The sequence below is a fragment of the Micromonospora sp. NPDC005197 genome (assembly GCF_040608295.1).
Lineage (GTDB): Bacteria > Actinomycetota > Actinomycetes > Mycobacteriales > Micromonosporaceae > Micromonospora.
Map to the genome: position 1 here is coordinate 69,500 of NZ_JBEXHY010000010.1, position 17,668 is coordinate 87,167.

General features: G+C 74.1%; 15 protein-coding genes and 3 tRNA genes. 9 read left to right on the forward strand and 9 right to left on the reverse strand.

Annotated features, from left to right (window positions below; genetic code table 11):
* Positions 1 to 49 precede the first annotated feature (49 nt).
* The 3 genes from ABZU46_RS06600 to ABZU46_RS06610 all read right to left on the reverse strand — a co-directional run bounded on the left by ABZU46_RS06600 (position 50) and on the right by ABZU46_RS06610 (position 315).
* Positions 50 to 124, reverse strand: a tRNA-Val gene (locus ABZU46_RS06600).
* 13 nt (positions 125 to 137) lie between these two features.
* Positions 138 to 208, reverse strand: a tRNA-Cys gene (locus tag ABZU46_RS06605).
* A 34-nt stretch (positions 209 to 242) separates the two neighbouring features.
* Positions 243 to 315 (reverse strand) — tRNA-Gly (locus tag ABZU46_RS06610).
* Between the two features lie 422 nt (positions 316 to 737).
* Between ABZU46_RS06610 and ABZU46_RS06615 the strand changes: the two genes are divergently transcribed.
* Together ABZU46_RS06615 and ABZU46_RS06620 are read left to right on the forward strand one after the other, a co-directional pair.
* Positions 738 to 1,340 (forward strand): TetR/AcrR family transcriptional regulator, encoded by a 603-nt coding sequence (locus ABZU46_RS06615; RefSeq protein ID WP_354855440.1) that lies wholly within the window; start codon positions 738 to 740, stop codon positions 1,338 to 1,340.
* 81 nt (positions 1,341 to 1,421) lie between these two features.
* Positions 1,422 to 2,003 (forward strand): TIGR03086 family metal-binding protein, encoded by a 582-nt coding sequence (locus ABZU46_RS06620; protein WP_354855441.1) that lies wholly within the window; start codon positions 1,422 to 1,424, stop codon positions 2,001 to 2,003.
* A 4-nt stretch (positions 2,004 to 2,007) separates the two neighbouring features.
* On the opposite strand, the gene ABZU46_RS06625 is transcribed toward ABZU46_RS06620, so the two are convergent.
* Positions 2,008 to 3,141 carry an alkane 1-monooxygenase gene (locus ABZU46_RS06625; protein ID WP_354855442.1) on the reverse strand — a complete coding sequence of 378 codons (1,134 nt, stop codon included), beginning with the start codon at positions 3,139 to 3,141 and terminating at the stop codon, positions 2,008 to 2,010.
* Between the two features lie 221 nt (positions 3,142 to 3,362).
* Between ABZU46_RS06625 and ABZU46_RS06630 the strand changes: the two genes are divergently transcribed.
* A complete protein-coding gene (locus tag ABZU46_RS06630) occupies positions 3,363 to 6,293 on the forward strand; it encodes a M36 family metallopeptidase (RefSeq protein WP_354855443.1) in 2,931 nt (976 codons plus the stop codon).
* Positions 6,294 to 6,338: 45 nt separating this feature from the next.
* Here ABZU46_RS06630 and ABZU46_RS06635 read toward each other — a convergent pair whose 3' ends face one another.
* A complete protein-coding gene (locus ABZU46_RS06635) occupies positions 6,339 to 7,190 on the reverse strand; it encodes a hypothetical protein (RefSeq protein WP_354855444.1) in 852 nt (283 codons plus the stop codon).
* 193 nt (positions 7,191 to 7,383) lie between these two features.
* On the opposite strand from ABZU46_RS06635, the gene ABZU46_RS06640 reads away from it, so the two are divergent.
* The 5 genes from ABZU46_RS06640 to ABZU46_RS06660 all read left to right on the forward strand — a co-directional run bounded on the left by ABZU46_RS06640 (position 7,384) and on the right by ABZU46_RS06660 (position 11,968).
* Positions 7,384 to 8,052, forward strand: coding sequence for a 50S ribosomal protein L11 methyltransferase (locus ABZU46_RS06640; RefSeq protein ID WP_354855445.1), 669 nt, complete (start codon positions 7,384 to 7,386; stop codon positions 8,050 to 8,052).
* Between the two features lie 66 nt (positions 8,053 to 8,118).
* Positions 8,119 to 9,240 carry a cytochrome P450 gene (locus ABZU46_RS06645; protein WP_354855459.1) on the forward strand — a complete coding sequence of 374 codons (1,122 nt, stop codon included), beginning with the start codon at positions 8,119 to 8,121 and terminating at the stop codon, positions 9,238 to 9,240.
* A 33-nt stretch (positions 9,241 to 9,273) separates the two neighbouring features.
* Positions 9,274 to 10,134 carry a polysaccharide deacetylase family protein gene (locus tag ABZU46_RS06650; protein WP_354855446.1) on the forward strand — a complete coding sequence of 287 codons (861 nt, stop codon included), beginning with the start codon at positions 9,274 to 9,276 and terminating at the stop codon, positions 10,132 to 10,134.
* Positions 10,135 to 10,217: 83 nt separating this feature from the next.
* Positions 10,218 to 11,150, forward strand: a complete 933-nt coding sequence (locus ABZU46_RS06655; protein WP_354855447.1) for an ATP-binding cassette domain-containing protein — start codon at positions 10,218 to 10,220, stop codon at positions 11,148 to 11,150.
* Positions 11,147 to 11,968 (forward strand): ABC transporter permease, encoded by an 822-nt coding sequence (locus ABZU46_RS06660; protein ID WP_354855448.1) that lies wholly within the window; start codon positions 11,147 to 11,149, stop codon positions 11,966 to 11,968. The genes ABZU46_RS06655 and ABZU46_RS06660 overlap by 4 nt, the downstream gene beginning before the upstream one ends.
* 32 nt (positions 11,969 to 12,000) lie before the next feature.
* Here the strand turns inward: ABZU46_RS06660 and ABZU46_RS06665 are convergent, their stop codons facing one another.
* From ABZU46_RS06665 to ABZU46_RS06680, 4 genes are all read right to left on the reverse strand, one after another.
* On the reverse strand, positions 12,001 to 12,678 hold the full coding sequence (locus ABZU46_RS06665; RefSeq protein WP_354855449.1) for a response regulator transcription factor: 678 nt from the start codon (positions 12,676 to 12,678) through the stop codon (positions 12,001 to 12,003).
* Positions 12,675 to 14,261, reverse strand: coding sequence for a histidine kinase (locus tag ABZU46_RS06670; RefSeq protein WP_354855450.1), 1,587 nt, complete (start codon positions 14,259 to 14,261; stop codon positions 12,675 to 12,677). The genes ABZU46_RS06665 and ABZU46_RS06670 overlap by 4 nt, the downstream gene beginning before the upstream one ends.
* Before the next feature lie 54 nt (positions 14,262 to 14,315).
* Positions 14,316 to 15,020, reverse strand: a complete 705-nt coding sequence (gene bioD / locus ABZU46_RS06675) for a dethiobiotin synthase (RefSeq protein ID WP_354855460.1) — start codon at positions 15,018 to 15,020, stop codon at positions 14,316 to 14,318.
* A 76-nt stretch (positions 15,021 to 15,096) separates the two neighbouring features.
* Positions 15,097 to 16,233: an 8-amino-7-oxononanoate synthase gene (locus ABZU46_RS06680; RefSeq protein ID WP_354855451.1), complete on the reverse strand. Its 1,137-nt coding sequence runs from the start codon at positions 16,231 to 16,233 to the stop codon at positions 15,097 to 15,099.
* A 272-nt stretch (positions 16,234 to 16,505) separates the two neighbouring features.
* Here ABZU46_RS06680 and bioB point away from each other — a divergent pair, with 272 nt between their 5' ends.
* Positions 16,506 to 17,501 carry a biotin synthase BioB gene (bioB, locus tag ABZU46_RS06685; RefSeq protein ID WP_354855452.1) on the forward strand — a complete coding sequence of 332 codons (996 nt, stop codon included), beginning with the start codon at positions 16,506 to 16,508 and terminating at the stop codon, positions 17,499 to 17,501.
* Positions 17,502 to 17,668: the final 167 nt, after the last annotated feature.

Here is a 17,668-nt window from a genome sequence, read left to right on the forward strand (position 1 = left end):
GCCCGTTACCGGATATCCGGTAACGGGCCTTCTGACCTGCTTGTACAGCTGGTGGGCGATACTGGGTTTGAACCAGTGACCTCTTCCGTGTCAAGGAAGCGCGCTCCCACTGCGCCAATCGCCCGTGCATAATGCCGAGGTGGGGACGGGATTTGAACCCGCGTGGACGGCTTTGCAGGCCGTTGCCTCGCCTCTCGGCCACCCCACCGAGGTTGCCCCCGTCACGCGTGGCGGCAGCTCCGAGCGGACGACGGGATTCGAACCCGCGACCCTCACCTTGGCAAGGTGATGCGCTACCAGCTGCGCTACGTCCGCACGCCCCCGGCGTTCCCGGGTGACGGATGAGAACTTTAGCCGAGCCGGTGAACGACTGCCAACTCGGGGGTCTGTGTCGGCGCGTCCCCTCCCGCCCGGGAGCGCCGAGCGGGGGCCGCGTGCCGGATCCCGGGGAGGGTCGGACTCACTCGCCGCAGGCTTCCTAGGGAGCTGGCCTGGTTTCTCGACTGACTCCCGGCCGTCACACTCCGGCATCGTGCGACGCTCGGTGTCGCCACCGGGACAACGGCCCCTCGCCCGGCGGCGACGCGCGCCCGCGGCGAGCGGCGGACCTCGACGAACACCGCCGGGAGACCGAACCGCGGCACCCCTGGAAAGTGTCCGACTTCCGACTCTTAGCCCACGAAACGGACGGTGGCGGTAACTGTTCGTGTTCGGGTGGATGGGCTACGGTAACGGTCGTGACGAGACGTGCGGCCGAGATCCGCCTGGATGCCCTGCTGCGCACGGCCTGCGACGTGATCGTGGAACGCGGTCTGGCCAACACCCGGACGGCGGACGTGGCACAGGCCGCCGGTGTGAGTCAGGCCCTGGTGTTCTACCACTTCGCCACCAAGGAGCGACTGCTCGCGCAGGCGTTCGCGTACGCCGTCGAGCAGGATCTGGCCCGCCTGGACGCGGTCACCCGCTCCTCCGCTCCGCCGTTGACGAAGCTCCGCCGGATCCTCAAGCTCTACACCCCGGCCGGTCGGGCGACCTCCTGGTCGATGTGGATCGACGGCTGGTCCGAGTCGCTGCGCACCCCCGAGCTGGAGAAGGTGTCCCGGCGGCTCGACCTGCGCTGGCGGCAGGATCTCGCCGCCGTCATCTCCGCCGGGGTCGCCGACGGCACCTTCCAGTGCGCCGACCCGCAGGGGGCCGCCTGGCGGATCAGCGCCGTGATGGACGGCCTCGCCGTGCAGCTCGCCGTGCACGACCGGGTGATCTCCCGCCGGCAGCTCGGGGAGTGGGTACGGCTGGTCACCTCACGGGAGCTGGGCCTGGCCCCGGCCGACCTGGACTGAGCGGCGACGGCGGAACGGCACCGCAGGTCGGGCCGGGCAAAACGGGCTCGGGCCACCGCGCCGAGGAGAACAATCGACGGCATGGACCTGCTGGAGGCGTACCGCCGGAGCCTGGCCGAGTTCGTCGACCGGGTGGACCAGGTCGGGCCCGGCCAGTGGGCCGAGGAGACACCGTGCCCGGACTGGGACGTCCGCACCCTGGTCAACCACGTGGTCGGCGAGGACCGGTGGAGCGTTCCGCTGCTCGCCGGACGCACCGTCGACGAGGTCGGCGACCGCTTCGACGGTGACCAGCTCGGCGCGGACCCGGCCGCGACGGCGCGGGAGGCGGCCGCGCAGGCCGAGATCGCTGTCACCCATCCCGGCACGATCGACCGCACCGTGCACCTGTCGGCCGGCCCGACCCCGGCCGCGGAGTACGTCCAGCAGCTCCTCGCCGAACACCTGGTGCACGGCTGGGATCTGGCGGTGGCGATCGGCGCCGATCCGCGGCTCGACCCGGACGCGGTGCGGGTGTGCGCCCGCTGGTTCGCGGGGCGGGTCGACGACTACCGGCGCGACAAGCTGGTACGCGACGACGCGCGGCTGCCCGCCGACGCCGACGAGCAGGACCAGCTGCTGGCCGCCTTCGGCCGCGACCCCGACTGGGCCCCGGGCCACTGAGCGGTCAGCGTCGGGGCCGCGTGTTGGCCAGTCCCCGGTCGCCGCCGTAGTGCGCGAGCACCCGGTGGTCCATCACCCGTCGCCACAGCGGCGGGACCAGCGCCACGACCACCATCGTCGCGTACCCGGCGGGCAGCTGCGGTGAGGTGTCGAAGCTGCGCAGCGTCTGGTAGCGGCGCAGCGGGTTCGCGTGATGGTCGCTGTGCCGCTGGAGCTGGAAGAGGAAGACGTTGGTGACCGTGCGGTCGCTGTTCCAGCTGTGCCGGGCGTCGACCTTCTCGTAGCGTCCGGCGGCGGTGCGCTGCCGGGCCAGCCCGTAGTGCTCCAGATAGTTGACCACCTCCAGCAGGGAGAAGCCGACCACCGCCTGCAGGACCAGGAACGGCAGCACCACCGGGCCGAAGACCAGGGTCAGCGCCGCGTACAGCACCAGGGTCATGGCCCACGCGTTGAGCACGTCGTTGCGGTGGGTCCACGGGGACCGGCCGCGGATGCGGAACCGGCTGGTCTCCAACCGCCAGGCCGAGCGCAGGCTGCCGAGGACGGTACGCGGCCAGAACGCCCAGAAGCTCTCCCCCAGTCGCGAGCTCGCCGGATCCTCCGGCGTGGCGACGCGGACGTGGTGGCCGCGGTTGTGCTCGACGTAGAAGTGCCCGTACGCGGCCGGCGCCAGGGCCACCTTGGACAGCCACCGCTCCACCCGCTCGCGCTTGTGGCCCAGCTCGTGGGCCGTGTTGATGGCGATGCCGTTGACCACCCCGACGGTGGCCACCAGGCCGGCGGCACCGGCGAGGGAGAGGCTGTCGCGGGCCCACACCGCGCAGCACAGCACCAGTGCCGCGTACTGCGCCGGCAGGTAGAGGTAGGTGAGCCAGCGGTAGTAGCCGTCGGCCGCCAGCCGGGGCACGGCCTCCTCGGGAGGGTTCTGCCGGTCGTCGCCGAGCAGCAGGTCGACCACCGGGATCAGGCCGAAGACGACGGCCGGGGTGAGCCACCACGCCCAGGCGCCGCCGCCGGCCCGCCACAGCGCGAAGCCGACGAAGGGCAGCGCCGGCACCAGGAGCGCCAGCGGCCAGAGCGGCTTGCGACGGTCCCGCCAGGCGGCGGGCTCGACGGTCGGATCAGCATCGACGGTCATGGCCAACCTCCGGTCTCGCGTTCTGACATCGACAGTGACAGCCATCACGCTCTTTTACAAGAGCGCACGTTTTGTAAAGTCGATTTATCTCGATCAGTCGGCGCGTCGGCGGTCGGGGGCCTTGCCGCGCCCCCGGTCGGCTGATATCCACAGATGCGCATGCGTCACCGCGCTGCGTCGGTCGGCAGCCGCCGGCCATCCCGCTCCCACGAGGAGGTCCCGTGCCACAACCGGAGTGGTCACCCCCGATGAGCCGGCGTCGACGCCGGCTCATCGCCGTCCTGGCGACGACCGCGACCATCGCCGCGCTGCTACCCACGGGCGCGAGCACCGCGGCCCCCGCCGGGGCGCCGTCCACGCAACGCTCGTCCGGGCCGTTCGCCGAGGGCAACCACGAGCCTGCCGACCTCGACAACCGCTCCGGTACGGCGGCACCCGACGCCCGCCAGCGCGGCCTGGCCCGCGCCGCTGATCCCGACGTGCGGTGGAACCGGTTCGGCACCCCGCAGGCACTCGGCCCCGGTCGTACCCCGCTCGCCACCGGGCTGCCAGGCGACCCGGAGGCCGCCGCCCGCGCCTACCTGAGGGCCAACCGTGACCTGTACGGCATGGACGCCGCGACGGTCGCCGACCTGGAACGGGTGCTGGTCCGACCGATCGGCAGCGGTGCCGTGGTGACCCTGCGGCAGCGCTTCGGCGACCTGCCGGCCGGGCCCGACGGCCTGGTCACCCTCGCGGTCCAGGGCGGCTCGGTGCTCGCCGTCAACTCCTCGCTGGCCCGCGACACCAGCGCGCCCGCGCCGGCCACCCGCACCGCCGAACAGGCGTACGCCGACGCGCTCGCCGACGCCGGGCTGACCGCGACGGCGGTGGCCAGCCACACCGTGCGCGCCGTGGCCGTACCCACCCCGCTGGACGGGCCCCGGGCCGCCTACGAGGTGACCATGATCGGTGCGGACGCCGACCACCCGGCGGCGTTCACCAGCTACGTGGACGGCAGCACCGGAAAGGTGCTGGTCCGCGAGGACCTCGTCGACTTCGACTCGGACAACCCGAGCTGGGCGGTCTTCCCGGCCACCCCGCCCCGCGACCTCGCCGCCGGGCAGGACCCGCGGGTGCGCTGGTGCGGTGACCCGGCCCCCGGCTGCCAGGTCGCCCAGCGGGACCCGGCCACCGGCCAGCCGTGGGACGTCGACGCGGCCACCGGCGCACCGACCTTCACCTCGCGCGGCAACTCGGCCAACACCGTGCTCTCCTGGGGCAACAACACCCCTGTCGTCCCGGCCACCCCCAGCGCGGAGCGCCGCTACGAGTACCCGTTCACCGACCAGTGGCACCAGGCGAAGTGCAACCCGGCGGTGTTCACGTCGGCGCAGCGCAACGACGCGGACGCGGCGATCGCCAACCTCTTCGTCATGCACAACCGCATGCACGACTGGGCGTACCAGTTGGGCTTCACCGAGTCGGCGTGGAACCTCCAGGCGGTCAACCTCACCCCGTCCGGGCTGGGCGGCGACGCCGAGCAGGGCCGCGCCCAGCAGGGCGCGCTGACCGGCAACCGCAACAACGCCAACCAGGGCACCGGGCGCGACGGCCTGCCGCCGACCACCAACATGTACCTGTGGCAGCCGCAGGCCGGCGGCCCGTACCCGCCGTGCGTGGACGGCGACTACGACATGACGGTGATCGGCCACGAGTACACCCACGCCATCACCAACCGGATGATCGCCGGCCCGGACAGCGGGATCAGCGGCCACCAGGGCGGGGCGATGGGTGAGTCGTGGGGCGACCTGCTCGCCGCCGAGTACCTGTACCAGAACGGGCTGCGCGCGCCCGGCGAGTCGCCCTTCGTCACCGGCGGCTACGTCACCGGCAACCTGGTCAGCGGCATCCGCAACTACGACCTGAGCCGCAGCCCGCTGAACTACTCCGACATCGGCTACAACACCGGTGGCCCCGCCGTGCACGCCGACGGGGAGATCTGGGGCGCCACCAACTACCGGGTCCGCTCGGCGCTGGTGAAGCGGTACGGCCTCGGCACGACCCAGCGGCAGCTGGAGTGCGCGCAGGGCAAGGTCACCGCCGACAAGTGCCCGGGCAACCGGCGCTGGTCGCAACTGGTCTTCGACTCGTTCCTGCTCCAGGCCGCAAGCCAGGTCAGCATGCTCGACATGCGGGACAACATGCTCACCGCCGACCTGCTGCGCTTCGGGGGCGCGAACCAGGACCTGATCTGGGCCGAGTTCGCCCGCTCCGGGATGGGCCGGGACGCCGCCACCAACGGCGCCGCGGACACCGACCCGACGCCGAGCTTCGCCTCGCCGCGTGGCGGCAACGCGACGCTCACCCTGCGCCCCCGCGGGGACAGCGCCGACGCGCCGATCCGGGTGTACGTCGGGGCGTACGAGGCACGGGCCACGCCGATCGCGGACACCGACCCGGCCACGCCGATCCCGGACACGGTGGAGATGGTGGCCGGCACGTACGACCTGCTGGCCGTCGCGCCCGGCTTCGGGCACCAGCGGCTCAGCGTGGTCGCCGACGCCGGCCGGACCGGCTACGTGGACCTGCGGTTGAGTCGCAACCTCGCGTCCACGGCCTCCGGTGCCACGATCAGCGGCGACGGGGTCAACCTGGACCGGGTCGCCGACGACACCGAGGCGACGAACTGGGCCTCCCTGGACGGGGTGGCCGGCCGGCAGCTCACCGTCGACCTGCCGGGCGACGGCCCGCAGACGGTCAAGCGGGTGAACGTCAGCGCCATGCTGCGACCCGCGATCGTCGGGGACCCCGACACCGGCAGTCAGAACGCGCTCAGCGCGCTGCGCTCGTTCGCGGTGTCCGCGTGCGACGCGACGACGACCGACTGCGCGGACCCGACGCACTGGCGGCGGATCTACACCAGCGCGGGCGACGCGTTCCCCGGCGGGGCGTACCGGGCGTACAGCCGCGACATCAACCTGCGGACGTTCGCGGTGCCCACCACCCTCGCCACCCACCTGCGCCTGGAGGTGCTGGCCAGCCAGTGCACCGGCGGCCCGCAGTACGCAGGTGAGCAGGACGACGACCCGGCCACGACGACGGACTGCGCGACCGCCAGCCCGGCCCGGGCCCAGGTCAGGATCGCCGAGTTCCAGGCGTTCACGAAGTGACACCGTCGGGGCCGGCGGTCCTCCGCCGGCCCCGACAACCCCCGATCAGCGGCGGGCCGGTCGCCAGCCACCCGCCGGCGCCGGCCGCTCCCAGAGCCGGTCCACCGGCGGGTCCTCGGCCTCGGTGGTGGCGGCCCGGGTCAGGTGACGCAGCCGCAGCAGCAACCCCACCCCGAGCGAGAGCAGCAGCCCACCGAGCAGGAACGCGGCCTGCACCATGCCGAACCCACCGGCCTGTGAGACCGGACGGCCGGCGGCCGGCGGCGCGGCGTCGATGGGCTGGTCGGCGACCGGTTCCTCGGCCGGGTCGCTCTCCTGCGCCGGTTCGCTCGGCGGATCGCTGGGCTCGGCCGGAGTCGCGCTCGGCGTCGGCGTACCGGTCGGCCTGGCCCCCGCCCCCACCACCGATCGGGTGGCCGTCTGGCGGGCCAACAGGCGCAGGTTGGCGTCGTACGCCTCGGCGGCGAGGGTGACCCGTCCCTGGGTGACGTCCTCGGCGAAGGCCACCCGGTAGCGGGCGGTGACCGTGCGGCCCGGGCAGAGCGTGCCCGGGTCGAGTTGCCGATCGGTCAACCGGGCCACGTCACCCTCGGTCTGGACCTCCAGCGGGAAGTCGCCGTTCTCCTCCACCCGGTCCATCTTCACCTGGTCGAGCCGGATGCCCTGCACGCGGAGCACCATCGACCAGCGCACCTTCGCGCATCCGCCGCGCCGGTCCGTCTGCGAGACCACCGCCGAGATCGTGCGCACCTGGTCCCCCGCGCTGAACCGGGCCGGCAGGCCGCTCATCTCGGTGGCGAAGGCCGCCTGTGCCGGCGCGGCCAGGGTCAGCACCGCCCCGGCAACGCCGGCAACCAACGCTCCGAGCCGCAGCGCGTACCGCCACACGATCACCACCACCTCGCTCCTTCTCGTCCCTGGAGGGAAACGCTAGGAGGAAACGGGCGGGCCGGACAGAGGGGTGTCTTCGCATCGGATGCCAAGCAGGAGGGGTGATTTCACCGAGAGTGGTGAACCCTTCACGCGTACCCGCGATCCCTCGACCACCTCCGTGCGTCGCCGGGGCTGACCGGTGCGCGAGAATCGCCGGGTGTCCGAGCTCTCCAGCACCTTCGTCCGGCTGCACGCCCGGCTGGCCCCGGTCCCCTTCGTTCCCGAGGTGCGCCTGCACCAGGCGGACGAACCGATCGGGCTCTGGGAGCTGACCGAGGGCGAGTTCTCCAGCGACCGGCCGCCGCCGTTCTGGGCCTTCGCGTGGGCCGGCGGGCAGGCGCTCGCCCGCTACGTCACCGACCACCCGGAGCTGGTCGCCGGCCGCCGGGTGCTCGACCTCGCCTCCGGCTCCGGCCTGGTGGCCATCGCCGCCGCCCGGGCCGGCGCGGCGTCCGTGCGGGCCGTCGAGGTGGACGAGCTGGCGGTCGCGGCCGTCGCGCTCAATGCCGAGGCCAACGGGGTACGCGTCGACGCCGAGTTCGGCGACATCCTCGACGGCGACGCGGGCGACGCCGAGGTGGTGCTGGCCGGGGACGTGTTCTACAGCGAGGCGATGGCCCGGCGGGTGCTGCGGTTCCTGCTGCGCGCCACCCGGGCCGGGGCGCCGGCGCTGGTCGGTGACCCCGGCCGGGCGTTCCTGCCCCGGGACCGCTTCGACGAGCTGGCGACCTACGACGTGCCGGTGCCGGAGGCCCTGGAGAGCGTCCGGGTGAAGCGCACCACCGTCTGGCAGTTGCGCGCCGGCCTGCCGAGGGCTGCCGGCTAGCGTGTCGACGTGCTGTTCTCCGGCTGGGCGTCCGAGGTCGAGGCACCCTGGCCGGACGTCGCCGAGGTGACCGACCACGTCGGCGTACGTCACCTCGTCGTTACCCGGCACGCGCTGGTCCGGCAGGTCCTCGCCGACCCGGTCCGCTACCGGCCGGACAACGCCCTGGACGCGGTGACCCCGATGCCGGTGACCGCGCTGCGGGTGCTCGCCGGGCACCGGTTCCGGCTGCCGCCGACGCTGGCGAACAACTCCGCCGCCAGCCATCCCCCGATCCGGGCGATCGTCGCGGAGGCGCTGCACCCCGCGCGGGTCGCTGCGCAACGCCCCTGGCTCACCGCTCTGGTCCGGCAGCGGGTGGCCCGGCTGCGCGCCGCGCTCGACGCCGGTGCGCCGGTCGACCTGTACGCGGACCTCGCCGCCGACCTGCCCCTGCTGGTGCTGGCCCGGCTGGTCGAGTTGCCGGACGCACCGGTCGGCGCGGTCAAGGAGTTCGCCCGGGCGGCACTGGAGCTGTTCTGGGCGCCCCTGGACGGCGACCGGCAGCTCGCGCTCGCCACCGAGGTGGGCCGTTTCCACGGCGTCCTGCGGGAGTTCGCGGCCACCGGTGGCGGCCTGGCCGCCGAACTGCGCGCGGGCGGCCACCCGCCGGACGTGGTGGTCGGCGCGCTCTTCTTCCTCCTGGTCGCCGGCCAGGAGACCACCTCGCAGTTCCTCACCCTGCTGCTGCACCGGCTGGCCGTCGAACCGGCGGTACGCGCTGGCCTGCGCACCGGCGACGTCGCGGTGGCCGACGTCGTCGAGGAGGGCCTACGCCTCGAACCGCCCATCGTCACGTGGCGGCGCGTCGCGGCGGTGGACGGCACGCTGGGTGGGACCGCCGTGCCGGCGGGCACCAGCATCGTGCTGTGGCTGGCCCGCGCCGGCCGGGACCCGGCGATCGTCGAGTCCCCCGACGAGTTCCGCCCGGGGCAGCGCGGGTCGCGCCGGCACCTGGCGTTCGGGGCGGGCGCGCACCGCTGCGTCGGGGACGTACTGGCCCGGATGGAGGCGGCCGTGGTGGTGGCCGAGGCGACGCCTCTGCTCGACGGGGTGACCGTGGTCCGGCCGCCGTGGTGCCCGGACAACCTCACCTTCCGGATGCCGGACGCCTTCGTGGTGCGGCGTCCTCAGGTCGCACCGGGCTGACCGGACCGACCTCCGCTCGGTATGTTTCCGGGCGTGTCCGCCACCCCCGCCCGTCGGATCCTCGCCGCCACAACGCTTCTGGCCCTGCTGACGCTGAGTGCCTGCACAGCCCGGCCCGTGTCCCACGCCCGGCAGATCGCCGCGGTCCCGCCGAGCCCGTCGGTCGCGGCACCCACCCGGTCGGCCTCGCCGTCGCTGTCCGCCTCGCCGTCCCCGTCGGCCCCGCCCGCCCCCGGAAGCCTGGACTGGTACGTGTCCCAGGTGCCGACCTTCGCGGAGGCGCCGCCGCCGCAGCCGGTGCCGCTGGCCGCGACCGGCGCGATCCCGTTCTGGCACCGCCTGCCGACCGACCAGAAGGTCGCCTTCATCACCATCGACGACGGTGGGCTGGCTCGCCCGCCCGCGGTGGCCGACTTCATCTGGCGGGCGCACATCCCGGTCACGATGTTCCTGAACTCACCGGCGGCCGAGGAGCACGACGTCTACTTCCGGCAGATCCAGGTGGCCGGCGGGGTCGTCGAGAGCCACACGATCCGGCACACCTCGCTGGCCGGCCGGTCGTACGACTACCAGAAGCAGGAGATCTGCGGGGCCGTGGACCGGCTGGAGGCGTTGTTCGGCAAGCGGGCGACCCTGTTCCGCCCGCCGTTCGGCGAGTACGACAGCACCACGCTGACCGCCGCTCGGGACTGCGGCGCAAAGGCCGTCCTGCACTGGTCCGAGACCGTCCACGAGGGGAAGGTGCGCTACCAGACCCCGGAGAAGGTGGTCCAACCCGGCGACGTGCTGCTGATGCACTTCCGGCCGGCGCTGATGGACGACCTCCTCGCAGCGTTGCAGGCGATCCACCGGGCGGGGCTCACCCCGGCGCTGCTGGAGGACTACATCCGCTGACCGGGGCGACCTGACGAAAGTCAGGGTCGGGTGGTGCCGTTCGGGCGCGGCGGGCCGACGTGGCGGACGCCTAGCGTCAGCGCATGATCACATTACGTGGGTTGACGAAACGGTTCGGGGCGGCCCTCGCGGTCGACGCGCTGACCGTCGACATCGCACCCGGCCGGGTCACCGGTTTCCTCGGCCCCAACGGCGCCGGCAAGTCCACCACCATGCGGATGATCCTCGGCCTGGACCGGCCCACCGCCGGAACGGCGCTCGTCGACGGTCGGTCGTACCGGGAGCTGCGGCGACCGCTGCACGAGGTGGGCGCCCTGCTCGACGCCCGGGCCATCCACCCCACCCGGTCCGGGCGCGCGCACCTGCTGGCCATGGCCCGCAGCAACGGCATCCCCGCGCGGCGGGTCGACGAGGTGCTCGACACCGTCGGGCTGGACGGGCGTGCCGCCGGGAAACCGGGCCGAACCCTCTCCCTGGGCATGGGCCAGCGGCTCGGCATCGCCGGCGCGCTGCTCGGCGACCCGCCGGTGCTGATGTTCGACGAGCCGGTGAACGGCCTCGACCCGGACGGGGTGCGCTGGGTCCGGCAGCTGTTGCGCTCCCTGGCCGGGCAGGGCCGCACGGTCTTCGTCTCCAGCCACCTGATGAGCGAGATGCAGCTCACCGCCGACCAGCTCGTGGTGATCGGCCGGGGACGACTGCTCGCCGACGCCCCGGTCGGCGACGTCATCGCGGGCAGTGGACTCGCCGTACGGGTCCGCAGCCCGCACCCCGACGGGCTCGCCACCCTCGCCGCCCGTCTCGCCGCGCACGGCGCCACCGTGGAACCGGCCGGCCCGGACGAGCTGACCGTCACCGGGACCACAGTCGACCGGATCGGTGACCTGGCGTACGAGCTGGGGGTGCGGTTGCACGAGCTGAGCCCGCACGGCGCGTCGCTGGAGCAGGCGTTCATGGAGCTGACCGCCGACAGCGTCGAGTACGCGGGCGGCCCGACCGGAGGTGACGCACGATGAGCACGCAGACAGTGGTGGGCAGCCGTCCCACCGCCGCGCCGGCCGTCAGCGCGCCGGCCGCCTTCCGGGCCGCGGTGGCCGCCGAGTGGACCAAGCTGGTCTCGGTGCGCAGCACCTGGTGGACGATGCTGGCCGGGCTGTTCCTGATGGCCGCGAGCGCCGGCCAGCTCGCCATCTACGCGGCCAACGCCAACACCAACGACGACCCGGCCGACGACCCCGGCATCGTCGCCGTCGGCAGCGTGCTGATCGACGCGGTCGAGCTGACCCAGTACGCCGTGCTGGCGCTGGGACTGCTCGCCATCACGACGGAGTTCACCAGCGGCACCATCCGGACCACCCTGCAGTGCGCCCCGGCACGCGGTCGGGTGCTCCTGGCCAAGGCCGTGGTGGCCGGCGCGGTCACCTTCGTCCTCGGACTGCTGCTCGGCGGGGTCGGCGCCCTGGTCGCCCGGCCGGTGCTCGGCGAGTGGGGCAGCGCGCCGACCGCCGGCACGATCGGCGACATCGTGGCGGTGGCGACCTACCTGGCCCTGGTCAGCGTCCTGGCGCTCGGCCTCGGCGCGGCGCTGCGCAGCGCGGTGCTCACGATCATCGTGCTCTTCGCCACCCTGATGATCGTGCCGCTGTCCCTGCAGGAGCCGGACATCACCGTCCTGAACCGGATCGCCGACGCGTTCCCCGGCGTGGCCGGTGGGCACTTCCTGGCGGGCGACACCGAGCCGTACCCGGGCGCGGTCGGGCTGCTGGTGCTCGCCGGTTGGGCGGGCGCCGCCCTGCTGCTCGGTCAGGCCGCGCTGCGCCGCCGCGACGCCTGAGCCACACCGAGCGGGGGCCCTCGCGGCCCCGCTCACTGCTCGACCAGCCCCGCCTCGTACGCGAGGATCGCCGCCTGCACCCGGTTACGCACATCCAGCCGGGTGAAGATGCTGGTCAGGTAGCTCTTCACGGTGCCCTCCACCAGGTGCAGCCGGCGGGCGATCTCCGCATTGGACAGCCCCGCCCCGACCAGGGCCAGCACCTCACGCTCCCGCTCGGTCAGCCCGGCCGTCCGGTCCCGCGCGGCGGGCTGGCGGGCCAGCCGTCCGGCCCCCAGCTCGATCACCCGGCGAGCCACCCGCGGCGACAGGTACGCCCCGCCGTCGGCGACCGCGTGCACCCCGGCGATCAGTTCGCGCGGGTCACCGGCCTTGAGCAGGAACCCGCTCGCGCCGTGCCCGAGCGCCCGGGCCACGTGGTCGTCCTCGCCGAAGGTGGTCAACATGAGCGTCGCGGTGGCCGGCGCGACCCGGCGGATCTCGGCCGCCGCGGCCAACCCGTCCAACCGGGGCATTCGGATGTCCAGCACCGCCACCCGGGGTCGGTGCGCGCGAACCAGCTCCACCGCGGCCCGCCCGTCGCCGGCCTCGGCGACCACCTCGATGCCCGGATCGGCGGCGAGGATGGCCCGGACGCCGGCCCGGATCATCGCCTCGTCGTCGGCGAGGACCACCCGGACCGGAGGCGGCGCGGCCGTATCGGTGTTCACTGCGCGATCCGCTCCTTGCTGGCCAGTCGACCGTCGGTGAAGCAGAGCCGCCACGTCGGCTCGGCGAGGGGGAAGTTGCCGTCGGTGTAGTACTCGCACCCCGGCGTCGCCCCGCCGACCGGCGGGGTGAGCTGCCGGTGGGGCAACCCGGGCAGGTCGGCGCGCAAGGTACCGGGTCGCATCCGGTCGTACGTCGACTCGTCCAGCACCGTGCCGGTCGTGGCGACCGAGTAGTAGACCAACGACAGGACGAGCGCGAGACCGGCCGGGGCGGCGAGCGCCGTCAGCAGGCTGCGCCGCGCCCGGCGACGAGCCTCGCGCAGCCGGCGCTCGGCGTCGGCCGGCCGTTCCGGGCCACCGCCGACCGGGGCGTCACCGTCGAACGTGCCATCGGTCACGGCGGCCACCGCGACGGGCACTCCCGACCATCCCGCGCCGTAGTGCGATTCGGCGGGCAGCGGCAGCCGGGCGCTCACCGCGAAGCCACCGTCGGGGCACGGGCTTGCATCCAGCACGCCGCCGGCCAGCCGGACCCGCTCGGCGAGGGCGAGCAGACCGCTCCCCGAGGAAGCCGGTCGGGGCAGCGGGCCAGCCGGCGCCGACGCGTTACGCACCCGCACCTCGACCCCGTTCCGGTCCCGAGCGAGGGTGACGGTCACCGGCGCGCCCGGGGCGTACCGGGCCGCGTTGGTGAGCGCCTCCCGCACCACCTGATGAGCGGCGGACCCGGTCAACCCGGGCAGCTCGACGGTGTCGGTCGGGCCGTCCAGCCGTACCGCCATCCCGGCCTCGCGGGCCCCGACCACCAGGTCGACGACTGTCTCCCCCACCGGGCGGACGCCGGCCGGACCGCCCTCCTCCCGCAGCACCCCGATGATGCCGTGCAGCCGTTCGGTCGCCGCCGCGACGCTGGCCCGCAGCTCCCCCACCGCCGTCCGATGCTCCGGGGCGAGGTCGTCGGCCAGCTCCAACGCGGCGGCCCGCAACGCGATCAGGCTGAGGTCGTGACCGAGCGAGTCGTGCATCTCCTCGGCGATGCGGGCCCGCTCCCGCAGCCGGATCCGCTCCGCGGCGCCCCGCCGCTCGCGCGTCAGCGCCTCGACGTGCCGGCGGCCGGCGTCGGTCAGAGCCTGCTGCTGCCGTCGGTACCGGCCCACCAGCCACGGGAACACCCCGGCGAACAGCAGCACCGAAGCGAGCAGGAACCAGGTCGCCGCCCCGGTGCCGAGCAACCCCAGGTTCAGCACCGTGCCGCCGACGGCGATCACGCCGAACAGCGCGGCCGCCGGCGCCGCGCCCGCACTGCGCCGCCCGCTCAGATAACTGAACACCGGGATGGCGAAGACAAAGTTGCCGTCCACCAGCGAACCGAGCACCACCAGCAGCAACCCGACAAGCGGCCAGCGCCGCGCCGACGCCACCGCGACCGCCAGCAGCGCCAGCGAACCGAGCAGCAGCGCCACGTCGAAACGCGGGTACGGCGGCGTCAACCGGGCAGCCGCGATCGGGGCGGCCACCACAGCCCAGAGCAGCACGTCCAGCAGCGGACGCCGCCACCGCCCCGGCAGGTCCAGGATGCTCACGGCGGCCACGCTACCCACGCCCGACCTGCCCCGACACCGACGAAAGTCAGGTGTTCAGCTGCTCTCCTCGGCCCAGACGCGCCAGTCGTCGAGCACCCCGTGCAGCGCGGGAGTGAGCCAACCCGGCGCCGACCGCCGGAACACCCCCGGGTCCATCGCACCGGCGCCGGCCGGCACCGCGCCCAGCAGGTTCGGCACCAGGTCGGTGAGGTTCGTCCAGTGCACCAGCTCCGGCGACGCCGGCCAGGCGCCGATCACCACGCCGGCCGGCACCGCACGACGGTCCAGGGCCTCCAGGGTCAGCGCGGTGTGGTTGAGCGTGCCCAGCCCGGCGCGGGCGACCACCACCGCGGGCGCGCCGAGCGACACCGCCAGGTCGGCCATCGTCCACGGCTCGCCGGACGGCCGCAGTCCCATCGGCACCAGCAGGCCACCGGCCCCCTCGACCAGGACCAGGTCGTGCTTGTCCGCCTCCTCGCGGACGGCGTCCACCGCCGCGTACAGCTCCAGCGGCGGCAGGTCCGCGACCCGGGCCGCGGCCAGCGGGGCGAGCGGGTCCGGAAAGCTGGCCAGCGTGCGACCGGTCAGCGGAGCCGCCAGCCGATTGACCACGTCCACATCGCCCGGCTCACCGCCGGCCGTGCCGGTCTGACCCGGCTTGAGAACCGCCACCCGCAGACCGGCGGCCTGCGCGGCCGCCGCGATCGCCGCGGTGACCACCGTCTTGCCCACCTCGGTGTCGGTGCCGGTGACCAGCACCGACCCCTCCCACGCGCTCACGGCGCTCCCTCAGCTCGCGACTGCGGGGCTCGCAAACCCGGCTCACTCCTCGCGCTCACGGCGCACACTCCACGATGACGTCCAGGGCCCGCTCGAAATCCGCCCGGGGCACTCCCGCGCTGACGGTCAGGCGCAGCCGGGAGCGGCTGTCCGGGGTGGAGGGCGGCCGGAAGCAGCCCACCGCGACTCCCCGGTCCCGGCAGTCGGCGGCCCAGGCGGTCGCCGCCTCCGGGCCGGGCGCCGCCACCGAGATCACCGCCGCGTCCGGCGCGGAGACGGCCAGCCCGGCCGCGCCCAGTCGACCGACCGCCAGCGCCACCCGGTCGGCCACCTCGGCGCGCAGGTCGTCGCCGGCCCGGGCCAGCCGCAGCGCGGCGTGCACACCGGCCGCGACGGCCGGCGGCAGCGCGGTGTCGAAGATGAACGTACGGCCGGTCTCGACCAGGTGTCGGACGAACTCCGCCGGGCCGGCGACCACCCCACCCGCCCCGCCGAGCGCCTTGGAGAGGGTGGCGGTGATTACCACGTCCGGCTCGCCGGCCAACCCGGCGGCCGCGACCGCGCCGGCACCGGACGGACCGGTCACGCCGAGCGCGTGCGCGTCGTCGACCAGCAGCAGCGCGCCGTAGCGGCGGGCCACCGCGTGCAGGTCGGCCAGCGGCGCGAGGTCGCCGTCGACCGAGAAGACCGACTCGGTGACCACCACCGCCGGGCGTCCCGGCGCCACCGCCAGCGCGGCGGCCACCGCCGTCACGTCGGCGTGCGCGCTGACCACCGTCTCCACGCCGGAGATCCGGCAGCCGTCGATCAGCGACGCGTGGTTGTGCGCGTCCGAGACGAGCAGGGTCCGGGGCTGGACGAGGGCCCGCAGCGCGCCGAGGTTGGCCAGGTATCCGGAGGAGAAGACAAGAGCCCGGTCGGTGCCCAGCCACTGCGCCAGCTCGACCTCCAGGGCCTCGTGCGCGTCGGTCGAGCCGCGCACCAGCCGCGACCCGGTCGCCCCCAGCCCGTACGCCGACAGTGCCGCCGTGGCCGCGGCGGTGACCTCCGGGTGGGTGGCCAGGCCGAGGTAGTCGTTGCCGGCCAGGTCGGTCATCCGGTCGTCGGCGGGACGCGGGTGCAGCCGCCGGGTCAGGCCGGCCTTCGCCCGCAACTGCGCGCGACGATCGAGCGCCGCCAGCCAGTCCGCCACCGTCACCCCTTAACCGCCGTCCGCGCCGGTCACGCCGACACCCGCCGGGCGAAATTACCACCCGCCGCCACCGACCCGACGAATCCACTCGGCAAGCGGGGGCCGACCGGCGGCGGATGTCGACGACGATCGGGATCCGAGGCGACCATCACCACGTACCGTCAATGGTCGGTCACTAGGGGTCGCCACCGGCGTGCGTCGATCTCCGCGGCGGAGATCGACCGGATGGCAGGTCGTACCCGCTCGGCCGGGGGCCTTGTAGGGTACGAGCCATGCCAGAGATCCTCGACCAGGCCCGCACCCAGGTCCTGGGTGACGGCGTCGGCCTCGACCAGGCCGGCGTCCTCGCCGTGCTGAACCTGCCCGACGAGCACCTGCCCGCCGCCCTCCAGCTCGCCCACGAGGTGCGGATGCGGTGGTGCGGCCCGGAGGTCGAGGTCGAGGGCATCGTCTCGCTGAAGACCGGCGGCTGCCCGGAGGACTGCCACTTCTGTTCGCAGTCGGGCCTGTTCACCTCCCCGGTGCGCTCGGTCTGGCTGGACATCCCGTCGCTTGTCGAGGCCGCGAAGCAGACCGCGCAGACCGGGGCGACCGAGTTCTGCATCGTGGCCGCCGTGCGCGGCCCGGACGACCGGCTGATGAAGCAGATGCGCGAGGGCGTCGCCGCCATCAAGGCCGAGGTCGACATCCAGGTCGCCGCGTCGCTGGGGATGCTGTCCCAGGAGCAGGTCGACGACCTGGTCGACATGGGTGTGCACCGCTACAACCACAACCTGGAGACCTGCCGGTCGTACTTCCCGAACGTGGTCACCACCCACTCGTGGGAGGAGCGGTGGGAGACGCTGCGCATGGTCCGCGACTCCGGCATGGAGGTGTGCTGCGGCGGCATCCTCGGCCTCGGCGAGACCGTCGAGCAGCGGGCGGAGTTCGCCGCGCAGCTCGCCGAGCTGGCCCCGCACGAGGTGCCGCTGAACTTCCTCAACCCGCGCCCCGGCACCCCGCTCGGTGACCGCCCGGTGGTCGAGGGCAAGGACGCGCTGCGGGCCATCGCCGCGTTCCGGCTGGCCATGCCGCGCACCATCCTCCGGTACGCGGGCGGCCGCGAGATCACCCTCGGTGACCTGGGCACCCGCGACGGTCTGCTCGGCGGCATCAACGCCGTGATCGTCGGCAACTACCTGACGACCCTGGGCCGGCCGGCTACCGCCGACCTCGACCTGCTCGACGAGCTGAAGATGCCGGTCAAGGCCCTCTCCGCGACCCTCTGAGCTGACCGGTGAGGACGACGTGACCGAGCTTGTGGCAGCGCAGCGCTGGTGTGACCGCTGCGGCGAGGACGCGTCGGCCGCCGGGCACGAGTCGTGGGGGGGGGCGCGGGCGGGGGGGGCCCCGCCCGCCAGCCCGCCCCGGCCCCCCCCCCTCAAGGTGCAGGGGC